The organism is Streptomyces chlorus (genome assembly GCF_042655885.1).
Lineage (GTDB): Bacteria > Actinomycetota > Actinomycetes > Streptomycetales > Streptomycetaceae > Streptomyces > Streptomyces chlorus.
Window position 1 is genome coordinate 358814 of record NZ_JBHSOA010000009.1, and the last position, 13388, is coordinate 372201.

The window sequence follows — 13388 nt, forward strand, 5'->3', positions numbered from 1 at the left end:
GAAAAATCGCGCAATCAGGTATCGGAACAAGCCGTACGGGTGTCGTTCCGTCAGGGCACCGGTGGTGCGGGCCGCAGGCCCTTCACGAAGAGGCTGTCCAGCACTTCCCATTCGCTGGCCCGGTCCACCACCTCCACGGTGCGGCCGTCCAGTACGGGTGTGGCGCGCGGGTCCTCCACCGGCAGCAGCAGCCACAGGCCGTGCGGGACGTCGGCCGGCCGCCTGGCCGCCTGCTGGAGAGAGGCCAGGAGTTCGCGGCCGCCCGCCTCCCAGTAGCGGGCGATCAGACCGGCCTCGTGGGCGAGCAGGACCGTGCGCGGACCCGAGCGTTCCGCGAGGTCCACCACCCGCCGCCGGACCCGTTCGGCCGCCGACCGCGTGTACGAGGCGAGCGCCGCGCCCAGCAGACCGGTCACCGTGAACTTGGCGTCCGCCTTCAACAGGGCCTGCCAGCGCACGGACTGCTCCTCGGCCAGCTCTTTCAGCGCGTCCAGGAACAGGGTGTTCAACGGGACACCGGTCACCTCGAACCGCTCCGCCAACGCCTGCGCGGTCCCCGGCAGCTCGGCACCCTTCAAGGTCAGGGCCACGAAACCACCCCGGCGACGGGCCTCACCCAGCCGCGCGGACAACACCTCACGCGGATCCCTGCCCTCGGCGATACGGCCCTGCGCGGCGGCGTAGAGCGAACCGGTACTCGTCAGGACCGAGGAGGACAGCCCCAGCCGGCTGCCCGGACCCTGCTGCTCCTTGGGGAAGAAACGGCGCCGCTCCTGGTCGTGCACCAGGGGGAACCCCGACTCCGTCAGAGCCTCCGCCAGCTCCACGTACGTCGTCTCGTCCAGCACGGTGAGACCGGGGAACCGCGCACGGACCCGGGAGAGCAGGTCCGATGTCGTGATACCGGTCTCGGGGCGGACACCCGCCGGTGCCTGCGAGATGCGCAGGGCGCGGGCCAGGCCGAGGGAGAGCGGGAACAGTTCCAGCCGGGGGGAGAAGGCCACACCACCCGCCATCGACGCGGCCAGCTCCACCAGCCGGGTGTCGGCGAGCGGCGCCATGCCTTCGGGTGCCGGTAGGGAACGCAGCTCCCTCAGCACGGTGGCGCGGCCGGGCAACGGGTCGCGCCCGGCCAGGTCGGCGGCCTGTTCGCCCAGAAGGGCCGCATAGTCGGCGAGCTCGGCGGGCGTCGGATCGTCGGCGCCAGGCTGGTCCTCCAACGCGATGACGACCCGGCCGCCACGACGCTGCACGGCGAACCGCGCCGGGGGCTCGGACCCGTCGGCGGACTCGGCGCCGGACTGCTCCTCGTCCCGCTTGCGGATCTCCGCCTCGACCGCGGCCCGTACCACGGCCAGCGCCTTGGCCTGTGCCTCGGCCGGATCACCTGTGCCTGCGCCGTGCCGGACCCGCAGCTCCGACGCCAACTCCTCGGCCGTGCACACCCGGTCCCGGTCGGTCAGGATCGCCACCAGCTCGTCCCGCACCCTGGCCAGCCACGGCAGCTCGGCCCATGCCGCGATCGCCGCCTGCTGGCTCTGCGAAACGGTCGGCTGGCTGATGCCCAGGGCCTTCGCGATCAGGCTCTGTGCCGGCCACGGCTCCATCGCCTCCCCGGCCTCCAGCACCCCCGGAAGCTGCAAGGTGGCACGGACCACGTCCGGACGGGGACGTGTGCGGCGCTTGCCCGCCGGAAGCGTGAGGCGCGCGGCCAGCGTGTCGACCGACTCCAGCACCTCCTCCTGCGCATCGGGCAGGATCTCCGCGGGCTTCTTCGCGGCGGGCCGCCGGCGCAGTGCCTGCGTCCACTGGCGGTGGCGGCGGTTCAGCTCCTTGCGGATCGCGTTGCCGGCACCGCGGGCCCGGGAGATGTAGTGCGGCGGGATGTCCAGGAGCTGCTCGACGGTATGGGCCTTGAGACCCTCGGCGACCGGCACGGCCCGGGGAGACAAGCCCGCCGCCGCGAGAGGCGTCTTCAGCCCGGCTGCCTCGGCCGCCTGCTCACGGGCGTCCTCCAGGTCCTCCGCGCCGATACCGATCGTGGCCGGAGTCGTCGCGGGAGGTGCCGCGTCCGCCCTGCGGAAAACCTGCCGCCACGCCTCCTGCACCTGCCGCAGACTGTCGTACCGCTGCTCCACGTCCCGGTGCAGCGCCCGCTCGAAGAACCCCTTCAGCCCCTCGCTCAGGGCCTGCGGGAACAACTCGGCCGACACGTGCAGCTCCGCGTCCGCGACCAGTCGCGGATCGCCCTGCCCGTCCCCCCACACGGGCCGCTCCCCGGAGGCCATCTCGTGCAGGGTGACCGCGGCGGCGTACCACTCGGCGTGATCGTCGTAACGCGAACGGCCCGCCCCGCCGAGGAACGGATCGAGATACCCGCGCGTGCCCGCGTGCACATCCTGGTCCGGGGCGTCGGCCAGCGAGAAGTCGAACAGCATCAACTGCCAGGAGCCGTCGCTGCGCTTGAACAGACCGAGGTTGTCCGGCTTGACGTCCCGGTGCCGCACCCCGCGCGCGGCGAGGGCGTCGAGAGCGTCGAACAGGTCGTTGCCGAACCGCTCCAACTGGTCGTACCCCAGCGGGCCCTGGTCGCGGAGCCGCGATCCGAGACTTACCGGCTCCCGGTCGTCCCCGCCGCGGAAGCCGCCCGCGTACTCGATCTCCAGGACCGTGTGACCGGCCAGCTCGCGCGGCTCGGCGAGCAGCTTCACGATGCGCCCGCCGCCCACCTCCTTCAGCGCCTTCGCCTCCGCGTGCAGGCGGGCTTCCTTCTCCTGGTCCAGGGCCACCTTGAACACACGGAGGGAATCCTCGCCGTCCTCGGCGGAGGTACGGCGGACCAGGAGCGCGCGAGCCGTGGCGCCGGTGCCGAGCACCCGCGCCACCGTCCAGGTGCCGTCCAGCGGCTGCCCCGGCTGCACCGTGAGGGGCTCGACGGCCGGGCCGCCCGTGGACTGCGGCGCCGCCGCGTCCGCCTCGGCCGCCGCCAGCAGCTCCAGGAACTCGTCGACCGACGCCGGACGGTCCCTCACATCGGCGGCCGTGGCCCGGAAGACGAGAGTGTCGAGAGCAGTCGAAACGGAATCGGAGACGGCGTACGGATGCAGGCCCTTGTCGCTCTGCAGCCGCTCCAGCATGGCGCTGCGCCGGTCCGCCGGGGAACGTCCCGTGAGCAGCAGATAACTGAGCGAACCGAGACCGAAGACGTCCAGGTCGACCGGATCGGCGAACTCCTGGTCCGTCTCCGGCGCCAGATAGACCTGTGCGGTGTCCGCGATCAGCCCCCCGTCCAGCGGAGTGTCACCGAGCGAGCGGTGCATCGTCGTCTCGAAGTCGCGCGCCGCCGTCTGCCAGTCGGCGATCCGCAGGACGGGCTCACTGCCGTCCTCACGCGCCGAGACATACACCGACCGGGCGGACAGCGCCCGGTGGTACAGGGAACGGTTGTGCGCGTAACGCACCGCTTCGGCGAGCTGACGCACCAGGTCCAACCGCTGAGCAGGTGCGAGCTGCCCGCCGTACGCATCGAGGTAGGCGTCCAGCCGGAGATCAGACTCGCGGTGCCGGAAGAGGATCGCCGGACCGCCCTGATGCTCACGGATCTGCGCCGCCTGCACGATGCCGCGATGGTTGATGCCCTGCAACACCTGGTACTCGCGACGGGCCGCACGGTCCACCTTCGCGCGCTGCTCGTCGGACGCGGCGGCACCGGACAGGTATATACGGACACGGCCGCTCTCCTGGACCAGCCCGTCGTCGCGCACCGCCAGCCGGTCCTCCCAGCCGGGGCCCGCGTCGAGCGCCCGGGGCTCGAGCTTCCAGTCGTCCCCGAAACGCAGGTGCGCGGTGGAGTGGCTGATGCCGATCTTCTGCATCAGCCGTTCCAGGCGCTCGCTGATCACCGGAGTGACGCGCCAGCTCTCCCGCTCCGGCGGACGGCCCAGCAGGTCGTCCAAGATCTTCGGCAGGCCGCTCGCGCCGTCGTTGCGGCCGAAGACGGACGTGCGCTGGAACTCGTCCAGCGCGCTCACCAGAGCAGGGTCGTGGAGGAAAACGGCCGGCTTGATGAACGGGACGTCCCGGGGAGACAGACCGAGCGTCCGGGCGGCGCGCTCCAACTGCCCCTTCAGCTCCTTGGCCTTCAGATCGGTCAGATGGAGAGGATTGCGCAGGGTGCGGACCCGGTCGCCGTGGAACTGCCAGGTGTCACCGTGGTTCACGACCCGGCCGGGGTGCCCCTTCAGCTCCAGCAGGTACAGGCCGCCGGGCACGGCGATCAGCACATCGCACTCGTTGGTCCTGCCGGACGCCGCGGTGAACTGAAACGTCGCCCACGCCCGGTAGGGCTCGGTCCGCGGCATCAGACCGCGAACGTGGTCCAGCCCCTCCTGCTCCCACCGGAAGCCCGATCGCCGCGGCTGGAACCAGCGCTCACGAGGAGCGGGAGCAGCCGGTTTCGGGACAGCGGACACCGAACGCCTCCGGGAGACGGCGGCGGAAGCGGGGTCAGCCACGCCGCGGCGTGCCGATTCTCCCCTGAAGACACGCCCAGAATCCTAGTCGCCGCCTCCGACAGGGGATGTGCGTTGCCCTGCCTTTGGACCGAGGCCGCCTTCGAACGTGGCTCACAGCTCCGTCGGCTCCGGAGTCCTCAGCCCTGCCGGCCCCGCCCTCAGCCCTGGACAGTCGTACTGCCAGGGTCGCTGTCACTGCCAGGGTCACTGCTCCTGCTCCTACCCCTGTCACCAGCACAGGCCGCAGCGGCCCGGTCGGCCATGGCTGTCCGGTCGGCCGTGGCGGTTCGCTACTGCGGCCCGTACTTCCGCCCCGTCCGCGAGGAGACTCCGCCCAGCACACCGCGCGGCACCAGCTTCGCCGCTCCCATCAACGCCTTGTACCGCGGGTCCGGGATCGACACCGACTTGCCGCGGGCCAGGTCCGTGAGGGCTGCCTCCGCCACCTTGTCCGCGTCCAGCCACATCCAGTTCGGGATGTTGTCCGTCCCCATCCCCGCCCGCTCATGGAACTCGGTGCGTACGAAGCCGGGGCACAGCGCCATCAGCCGTACACCGTTGCCCGCCAGGTCCTGCGCCGCGCCCTGGGTGAACTGAACGACCCACGCCTTGGACGCCCCGTAGGTCCCGCGCGGCAGGAACGCCGCGGTCGAGGCGACGTTCACGACGCCCCCGCGCCCGCGCTTCCGCATCGCCTCCGCCGCCGCCGTCGTCAGCCGAAGCACCGCCTCGCAGTGCACCTTGAGCATCCTCAGCTCGTCCGCCATGGAGACTTCGAGGTACCGGCCCTTGTTGCCGAAGCCCGCGTTGTTGATCAGCAGGTCGACGGGGTTCTTACGATCTCCCAGCCGCTCGGCCACCGTCTCGATGCCCTTGTCCTCGGACAGGTCGGCCGACAGCACCTCCGCCTCGATGCCGTGACGGTCGTGGAGCTCGGTCGCCTGCTCCCGGAGCCTGCCGATGTCGCGGGCCACCAGCACCAGGTCATGCCCGTCGGCCGCCAGTCGCCGTGCGAACGCGGCACCGATCCCGGCCGTCGATCCCGTAATCAGAGCGGTTGTCATGGTGCAAGACTAGTTACCCGGAGTCGGGGCGTCCGGTCGGCGTCACCGTCCCGACCGGCGCACCGAAGCCCGGCCGGGTCAGTCACTCCCGCACCCGCCCCTCCACCCGCCCCCGCCTCCGTACCGCCTCGTCACCGTCGGGCAGCTCCGGCTCGGTGAGCGCGGTCGGCAACTCCGGTGACGTCCGCAGCTGCCGGACGGTCCGCAACTCCTGTACGTCGAAGGAATCGTCGTCGTCGCCGCCGAACCGCTGCTGCCAGAAGCCCTCGTACCCTGATCCAACCCTCTCCCGGCAACAGGGAATTACCCCGAGGCGGGGTGCCCGCCCGTCTTTCGCCGACTGGCCGGCCGACCGGGAGCAGGGGCTCGGTGCTCATGGGACGGCCCGGCAGTCGTGTCCGGTGAGCGGTGACCGCCCGTCAGGAGCCCTGGACCGCACCGGACTTCTCCCCGGGCTTCACCCCGAGGTTCTCCTCGTACTTCTCCTTGTACTTCCGTGCCCTCGCCAGTGGCTCCGGGTGGAGAGCGTCGCCCGCGGCCAGCAGCAGCGGCAGCAGAGTCTGCTCGGTCGTCACCGCCCGGAACTGCAGAGCGACCGTCACCTCGTGATCCGGCCGGTGCGCGATCCGTATCGCGTCGCCCGCCCGGATCTCACCGGGCCGGACCACCCGCAGATACGCACCCGGCGCGCCCCGCTGCGTGAACCGCTTCACCCAGCCCTTCTCACCCAGATGGCCCTGGAAGGTGCGGCAGGGAATGCGGCCGGAGGTGACCTCCAGCATCACCTCGGCCCCGATGGCCCACCGTTCACCGATCAAGGCGCCGGACAGGTCGATCCCCTCCGTGGTGAGGTTCTCCCCGAACGAGCCGTTCGGCAGCGTGCGCCCCAGCACGCCTTCCCACTCGTCAAGGTCCTCGCGGGCCATCGCGTACACCGCCTGGTCATTGCCCCCATGGTGCCGCGTCTCGCACACCGCGTCCCCGGCCAGTCCGCTCGCGCCGAACCCCTTCGGTCCCGGCGCCGCCACCCGCACCGGTCCGTCCACCGGCTGCTTGTCGATGCCGGTCACCCCCTCGGGTTGGTCCGTGTACGGCACGGCCTCGGGACGACCCAGGTTCACAGACAGAAGCTTCATGAGACGCAACGTAAACGATGCAGAATCAAAGCGTCGAAGCGATATTCAGTGCCGCGTCAAAGGGCGGCTTATCCTTGGGGCGTGATCGAGGCCCGTCATCTCCGAGTACTGCGCGCCGTGGCCACCACCGGTTCGTTCTCCGCGGCGGCCAGGGAACTGGGCTGCACCCAGCCTGCCGTCAGTCAGCAGATGAAGGCACTGGAGGCGTCCGTCGGCACGCCGCTGCTCGTCCGCACCGGACGAGAGATGCGCATGACGCAGGCCGGGGACGCGCTGGTGCGCCATGCCGCCGGCATCCTCGCCGGGCTGACAGCCGCCGAGGAGGAGGTCGCCGCCATCGCCGGACTGCGGGCGGGTCGGGTACGGCTCGTGTCCTTTCCCAGCGGCAGTTCGACGCTTGTCCCGACAGCTCTCGCCGCGCTCCGTGACGCCCACCCGGGCACCCGTGTCTCCCTGGAGGAGGCCGAGCCGCCCCGGTCCGTCGAGATGCTGCGGGAGGGCGACTGCGACGTGGCCCTCGCCTTCCGCTACGAAGGGGCGGCGGGCGCGGAGGAGTGGGACGACCTCGTCGTGCGGCCGCTCCTCACGGACCGGCTCGTGGGGCTCCTGCCCGAGCGGCACCCGCTGGCGCACGTGGAGTCCCTGGCCATAGGGGAACTCGCCGAGGAGCCGTGGATCGCCGGCTGTCCGCGCTGTCGGGGGCAGCTGGTCGAAGTGTGCGAGACGGCCGGTTTCACCCCCCGCATCGACTTCGCGACCGACGACTACCCCGCTGTGGCCGGCCTGGTCGGCGCGGGGCTCGGGGTGGCCGTCCTGCCTCAGCTGGCCATCGAGTCCGTACGGCCCAGGGGTGTGCGCACTGTCGCGCTGGAGCCCGCGGTGCGGCGGGAGATCGTGGCCCTGACCCTTCCCGACCTCGCCCAGGTGCCCGCGGTCGGCGCGACACTCGACCAGCTGGCGCGCGCGGGCGGCCGTTAGCCGAGGCCAGCCGGGACCCGGCACTTACGGGCGGCCGACACCCTCGCGTCCCGTCCCGTCCCCTCTACGGTTCGGTCCGGTCGCTGTTTCCTCCCCGCCGTCGCCCCGTGGGGACAGGGACGGCCGGGCGCCCCCGCGAAAAGCGAAGGGCACACGTGTGTGCCCGATGTGAAGAAACGTTCCTTCAGTTGTTCGAGGTGGCGTGCTCGCCGAACGTCGTGGCCGACGCCGGGACCGGCGTCGACGCCGCCGATGCCGGCGGTGAACCCGGTGCCGGTGCCGGTGCCGACACCAGTCGGTGGCGCGCCCGGCCCATCAGTTCTTCGCGCTCGTCCTCGGTCAGTCCGCCCCACACGCCGTACGGCTCGCGTACGGCCAGTGCGTGGGCGGCGCACTCGGCGCGCACCGGGCACCTCATGCAGACCTCTTTGGCCGAGTTCTCGCGAGCGCTTCGTGCCGCACCGCGCTCGCCCTCGGGGTGGAAGAAGAGCGAGCTGTCCACCCCGCGGCACGCGGCCAGGAGCTGCCAGTCCCACAGATCCGCGTTCGGTCCTGGAAGGCGGGAGAAATCTGCCATTACGTGACCCCTTGTAGCCGTTCTGGGCGGACCCGGTGTCCACGACCGTACAACTAAGATCAAAGGAGATGAAAATATGACTCATTGCGAATCTATCCTCAGACACCAGCAAATGGGAAGAAAAGGGGCCAAACGAGGCATGGGTTGTGATGAAAGTTCGAGGGTCCGCCGCGCGTGTCTGCATCGTGTCCGTCCCCTCACGTAGAGTGCCGAAGACGGCAGACGACCCCGTAACTCTTTCGAGTGACCGTCGTTGAGAGTGCGAGGCGGTTGAAGGAATAAGCGCTCGGGCGGGTGTCCGAAGCGGTCGACCGCACAGGTGACGATTTCGTACCAGCCTGGAGGCTCAAGGTGACGCGCATCAGCTGCGGAGGGCGGTCATGACTTCCGTCCTCGTCTGTGACGACTCCCCGCTTGCCCGAGAGGCGCTTCGCCGCGCGGTCGCGACCGTGCCCGGCGTCGAGCGCGTGACGACGGCCGCCAACGGCGAGGAAGTCCTCCGCCGCTGGGGAGCCGACCGCTCGGACCTCATTCTGATGGACGTGCGCATGCCCGGCCTGGGGGGTGTCGAGACCGTCCGGCGGCTGCTGTCCGCCGACCCCGGCGCGCGGATCATCATGCTCACCGTCGCCGAGGACCTCGACGGCGTGGCGCTCGCGGTGGCCGCCGGCGCCCGGGGCTATCTGCACAAGGACGCCTCCCGCGCGGAGCTGCGTGCGACGGTCACCCAGGCCCTCGCCGACCCGACCTGGCGGCTCGCCCCGCGGCGGCTGCGCTCGGCGGAGATGGGCGCCGCGCCCACGCTCACCGCGCGTGAGATCCAGGTCCTCGAAGGCATGAGCCACGGCCGCTCCAACGCCGAGATCGGCCGGGAGCTGTTCCTCTCCGAGGACACCGTCAAGACACATGCCCGGCGGCTCTTCAAGAAGCTCGGAGCGTCGGACCGGGCCCACGCGGTGGCGCTCGGATTCCGGTGGGGCCTGGTGCGCTAGGGCCTGTCCTTCGGATCGGACCGGCTTCGGTGTACGGCATCGAGCGGTGGCCGGCGGGTGAGGGCGCGCGGATGAACCTGCCCGGACCGCACCTGCCCGGACCGCGCCCTTGCGGGAGCGCGTCGGAGACGGGCGATGCCTCCGGCGCGGGCTGCCGTCGCCCATCCGGACGCGGCCCGTGGTCCGGCAGGGCGCATACCCCGCTGGACGGCCTCGGACCGATCCGGACGACAGGTCCTGAGGTCGTCCGCGCGCACCTCGCCGGCACGTACGTGAAATGCCCGGTGTACCAGGGTGTCGAAGCCGGTGGCCGGGTGCCCTGTGCCTGTTTCGCCGCGGATGACGCATCCTTGAGGTGTGGAGTTCCTTGGGGACAAGTCGGTCGAGCGGAAGAGGAGGGTGCAGGGAATGAGTTCCGGCGCACCTGCTCATAACGCTTCGGTGCACAACGACGGACGGGGTGCCGCGGAGCCGGCGCACGCAAGGCACCATGGACCGATGCGCGACGACGAGGCGGGCACTGCCCAAGGGGCGATCGGCGCGCTCGTCCACCACGCCGTCGACGGGGACGAGCAGGCCACGCACGATCTGCTCGCCCATGTCCACCCCCTGGCACTGCGGTACTGCCGCACCCGTCTGTCCCGGCTCCCGGGCGACGCCCGGCACTTCGTCGAGGACCTCGCCCAGGAGGTCTGCGTAGCGGTGCTCCTCGCGCTGCCCCGCTACAAGGACACCGGCCGCCCCTTCGAGGCGTTCGTCTTCGCCATCGCCGCACACAAGGTGGCCGACCTGCAGCGCGCCGCGATGCGTCACCCCGGTCTGACCGCCGTGCCCTCCGACGAGATGCCCGAGCGTCCCGACGACTCCCTCGGCCCGGAGGAGCGCGCCCTGCTCAGCAGCGACGCCGAATGGGCCAAGAAGCTGATGGCCAACCTGCCCGAGAACCAGCGCGAGCTGCTTCTGCTGCGGATCGCCGTGGGCCTCACGGCGGAGGAGACCGGCCAGATGTTGGGAATGTCACCCGGTGCCGTCCGGGTCGCCCAGCACCGCGCCCTGAGCCGACTGCGCGCCCTGGCGGAGCAGTAACCACCGCTGCGGAAACCATCCGCCGCCCGGTCGCCCCTTGGGCAATGAACGGCCGCCCGGCCGATTCCGTACGAACATACGAATACCGGAGCCTTGCGAAACCGTGGAATGAGACACCTCTCCTTCCCGTTAGCATGGACATCCGCACCGATCAAGGCCATTTGGGGAAGGTGTCATGACTGCGAACGTCGACGGAGTGCCCGGTAAATTCGCGACACTCGGGCTGACCTACGACGACGTGCTGCTGCTGCCGGGCCCGTCGGACATGGCGCCCGACGAGATCGACACCGCCTCGCACGTCTCCAGGAATGTGCGGGTCAACATCCCGCTGCTGTCCGCCGCCATGGACAAGGTGACCGAATCGCGCATGGCGATCGCGATGGCCCGCCAGGGCGGCGTCGGTGTCCTGCACCGCAACCTGTCCATCGAGGACCAGGCGAACCAGGTCGACCTGGTGAAGCGCTCCGAGTCCGGCATGGTCACCGACCCGATCACCATCCACCCGGACGCCACCATCGCCGAGGCCGACGCCCTGTGCGCCAAGTTCCGCATCAGCGGCGTCCCGGTCACCGACGGCAACAAGAAGCTCCTCGGCATAGTCACCAACCGTGACATGACCTTCGAGACGGACCGCTCCCAGCAGGTGCGCGAGGTCATGACGCCGATGCCGCTGGTCACCGGCAAGGTCGGCATCTCCGGCGCGGACGCCATGCAGCTGCTGCGCCGCCACAAGATCGAGAAGCTTCCGCTGGTCGACGACCACGGCGTCCTCAAGGGCCTGATCACGGTCAAGGACTTCGTCAAGGCCGAGCAGTACCCGCTCGCCGCCAAGGACGGCGAGGGCCGGCTGCTGGTCGGTGCCGCGGTCGGCGTCGCCGGCGACGCCTTCGAGCGCGCCCAGGCGCTGATCGAGGCGGGCGCCGACTTCATCGTCGTCGACACCGCGCACGGCCACTCCCGCCTCGTCAGCGACATGGTCGCCAAGATCAAATCGAACTCCGCCGGCGTCGACGTCATCGGCGGCAATGTCGCCACGCGCGACGGCGCGAAGGCACTGGTCGACGCGGGCTGCGACGGCATCAAGGTCGGCGTCGGCCCCGGCTCCATCTGCACCACGCGCGTCGTCGCCGGTGTGGGAGTGCCGCAGGTCACCGCGATCTACGAAGCCGCGCTCGCCGCCAAGGACGCCGGCGTCCCGGTCATCGGCGACGGCGGCCTGCAGTACTCCGGCGACATCGCCAAGGCCCTGGTCGCGGGCGCCGACACGGTGATGCTGGGGTCGCTGCTCGCGGGCTGCGAGGAGTCTCCGGGCGAGCTGCTGTTCATCAACGGCAAGCAGTTCAAGTCGTACCGCGGCATGGGGTCGCTCGGCGCGATGCAGACCCGCGGCGACCGCAAGTCGTTCTCCAAGGACCGATACTTCCAGGAGGGCGTCGCCTCCGACGAGCAGCTCGTCCCCGAGGGCATCGAGGGCCAGGTGCCCTACCGCGGCCCGCTCTCCTCGGTGGTCCACCAGCTGATCGGAGGCCTGCGACAGTCGATGTTCTACGTCGGCGGCCAGACCGTGCCCGACCTGCAGGCGAACGGCCGCTTCGTGCGGATCACCTCCGCGGGACTCAAGGAGAGCCACCCGCACGACATCCAGATGACCGTCGAAGCACCCAACTACAGCAACAAGCGCTGACGCGACGGCCGCACCCGTAGCAACCCGCCCCACGCGCACGCGCGTGTCGGCCGTACGACGGGACGCACACGCGCGTGACGGTCGTCCGAGGGCGGGCCCGGGAGAGGCCCGGGCCCGCCCTCGCCGTGCGTCCGGGGCGCTGCGGGGCGTGGCCGTCGGGGATACTGGAAAGTGCTGCAACGCATCAGGGAAAGGCCACAGACGTGACTGAGATCGAGATCGGGCGAGGCAAGCGCGGCCGCCGGGCATACGCCTTCGACGACATCGCCGTCGTCCCCAGCCGCCGTACGCGGGACCCGAAGGAGGTCTCGATCGCCTGGCAGATCGACGCCTACCGCTTTGAGCTGCCCTTCCTGGCCGCACCCATGGACTCGGTCGTCTCGCCGGCCACGGCGATCCGCATCGGTGAGCTCGGCGGCCTCGGCGTGCTGAACCTCGAAGGACTGTGGACGCGGTACGAGGACCCGCAGCCGCTGCTCGACGAGATCGCCGAACTGGACGCCGAGACGGCCACGCGCCGCTTCCAGGAGATCTACGCGGCTCCTATCAAGGAGGAGCTGATCGGGCAGCGCATCAAGGAGGTGCGCGACTCGGGTGTGGTCACCGCGGCCGCGCTCTCCCCGCAGCGCACCGCGCAGTTCTCCAAGGCCGTCGTCGACGCCGGCGTGGACATCTTCGTGATCCGCGGCACGACCGTCTCCGCGGAGCACGTCTCCGGCTCGCACGAGCCGCTCAACCTGAAGCAGTTCATCTACGAACTCGACGTCCCGGTGATCGTCGGCGGCTGCGCCACCTACACCGCGGCCCTGCACCTGATGCGTACCGGTGCGGCCGGCGTCCTGGTGGGCTTCGGCGGCGGCGCCGCGCACACCACCCGCAATGTGCTCGGTATCCAGGTCCCCATGGCCACCGCGGTCGCGGACGTGGCCGCCGCCCGCCGTGACTACATGGACGAGTCCGGCGGCCGGTACGTGCACGTGATCGCGGACGGCGGCGTCGGCTGGTCGGGCGACCTGCCCAAGGCGATCGCCTGCGGCGCCGACGCGGTGATGATGGGCTCCCCGCTCGCGCGTGCCACCGACGGTCCGGGCAAGGGCAACCACTGGGGCATGGAGGCGGTGAACGAGGAGCTGCCGCGTGGCATGAAGGTCGACCTCGGCACCGTCGGCACCATCGAGGAGATCCTCACCGGCCCGTCGCACACGCCCGACGGCTCGATGAACCTCTTCGGCGCCCTGCGACGCGCCATGGCCACCACCGGCTACAGCGAGCTGAAGGAGTTCCAGCGCGTCGAGGTGACGGTGGCGGACTCGCAGCACCGGCGATGACGTGACGCCGCGCTCGCCCGGAGCGCGAC

At 70.8% G+C, this 13388-nt stretch carries 10 protein-coding genes; 5 read left to right on the plus strand and 5 right to left on the minus strand.

Annotated features, from left to right (window positions below; translation table 11 throughout):
• Positions 1 to 50: 50 nt before the first annotated feature.
• From pglW to ACFPZI_RS06115, 4 genes are all read right to left on the minus strand, one after another.
• Positions 51 to 4514: a BREX system serine/threonine kinase PglW gene (gene pglW, locus ACFPZI_RS06100; protein WP_381359162.1), complete on the minus strand. Its 4464-nt coding sequence runs from the start codon at positions 4512 to 4514 to the stop codon at positions 51 to 53.
• 290 nt (positions 4515 to 4804) lie between these two features.
• A complete protein-coding gene (locus ACFPZI_RS06105; protein ID WP_381359164.1) occupies positions 4805 to 5578 on the minus strand; it encodes an SDR family NAD(P)-dependent oxidoreductase in 774 nt (257 codons plus the stop codon).
• Between the two features lie 82 nt (positions 5579 to 5660).
• Entirely contained in the window at positions 5661 to 5786 is a 126-nt protein-coding gene (locus ACFPZI_RS06110; protein ID WP_381359166.1) for a hypothetical protein, read from the minus strand.
• A gap of 211 nt (positions 5787 to 5997) precedes the next feature.
• Positions 5998 to 6714 (minus strand): MOSC domain-containing protein, encoded by a 717-nt coding sequence (locus ACFPZI_RS06115; RefSeq protein ID WP_381359169.1) that lies wholly within the window; start codon positions 6712 to 6714, stop codon positions 5998 to 6000.
• A gap of 81 nt (positions 6715 to 6795) precedes the next feature.
• Here ACFPZI_RS06115 and ACFPZI_RS06120 point away from each other — a divergent pair, with 81 nt between their 5' ends.
• Positions 6796 to 7692, plus strand: a complete 897-nt coding sequence (locus tag ACFPZI_RS06120) for a LysR family transcriptional regulator (RefSeq protein ID WP_381211282.1) — start codon at positions 6796 to 6798, stop codon at positions 7690 to 7692.
• A gap of 184 nt (positions 7693 to 7876) precedes the next feature.
• Here ACFPZI_RS06120 and ACFPZI_RS06125 read toward each other — a convergent pair whose 3' ends face one another.
• Positions 7877 to 8269, minus strand: coding sequence for a WhiB family transcriptional regulator (locus ACFPZI_RS06125; protein ID WP_381359172.1), 393 nt, complete (start codon positions 8267 to 8269; stop codon positions 7877 to 7879).
• Positions 8270 to 8649: 380 nt separating this feature from the next.
• Between ACFPZI_RS06125 and ACFPZI_RS06130 the strand changes: the two genes are divergently transcribed.
• The 4 genes from ACFPZI_RS06130 to ACFPZI_RS06145 all read left to right on the plus strand — a co-directional run bounded on the left by ACFPZI_RS06130 (position 8650) and on the right by ACFPZI_RS06145 (position 13359).
• Complete coding sequence (locus tag ACFPZI_RS06130; RefSeq protein ID WP_003948568.1) at positions 8650 to 9261, plus strand: response regulator transcription factor; 612 nt, start codon at positions 8650 to 8652, stop codon at positions 9259 to 9261.
• A 498-nt stretch (positions 9262 to 9759) separates the two neighbouring features.
• A complete protein-coding gene (locus ACFPZI_RS06135) occupies positions 9760 to 10347 on the plus strand; it encodes a sigma-70 family RNA polymerase sigma factor (RefSeq protein WP_381359175.1) in 588 nt (195 codons plus the stop codon).
• Positions 10348 to 10522: 175 nt separating this feature from the next.
• A complete protein-coding gene (gene guaB, locus ACFPZI_RS06140) occupies positions 10523 to 12031 on the plus strand; it encodes an IMP dehydrogenase (protein ID WP_381359177.1) in 1509 nt (502 codons plus the stop codon).
• Between the two features lie 203 nt (positions 12032 to 12234).
• Positions 12235 to 13359 (plus strand): GuaB3 family IMP dehydrogenase-related protein, encoded by a 1125-nt coding sequence (locus ACFPZI_RS06145; RefSeq protein ID WP_381359180.1) that lies wholly within the window; start codon positions 12235 to 12237, stop codon positions 13357 to 13359.
• Positions 13360 to 13388: the final 29 nt, after the last annotated feature.

Excerpts from the sequence above, each read along its gene's own strand:
- ACFPZI_RS06105 (WP_381359164.1), bottom strand. The coding sequence starts at position 5,578 with ATGACAACCGCTCTGATTACGGGATCGACGGCCGGGATCGGTGCCGCG.
- ACFPZI_RS06115 (WP_381359169.1), bottom strand. The coding sequence starts at position 6,714 with ATGAAGCTTCTGTCTGTGAACCTGGGTCGTCCCGAGGCCGTGCCGTAC.
- ACFPZI_RS06125 (WP_381359172.1), bottom strand. The coding sequence starts at position 8,269 with ATGGCAGATTTCTCCCGCCTTCCAGGACCGAACGCGGATCTGTGGGAC.
- ACFPZI_RS06130 (WP_003948568.1), top strand. The coding sequence starts at position 8,650 with ATGACTTCCGTCCTCGTCTGTGACGACTCCCCGCTTGCCCGAGAGGCG.
- ACFPZI_RS06135 (WP_381359175.1), top strand. The coding sequence starts at position 9,760 with ATGCGCGACGACGAGGCGGGCACTGCCCAAGGGGCGATCGGCGCGCTC.
- guaB (WP_381359177.1), top strand. The coding sequence starts at position 10,523 with ATGACTGCGAACGTCGACGGAGTGCCCGGTAAATTCGCGACACTCGGG.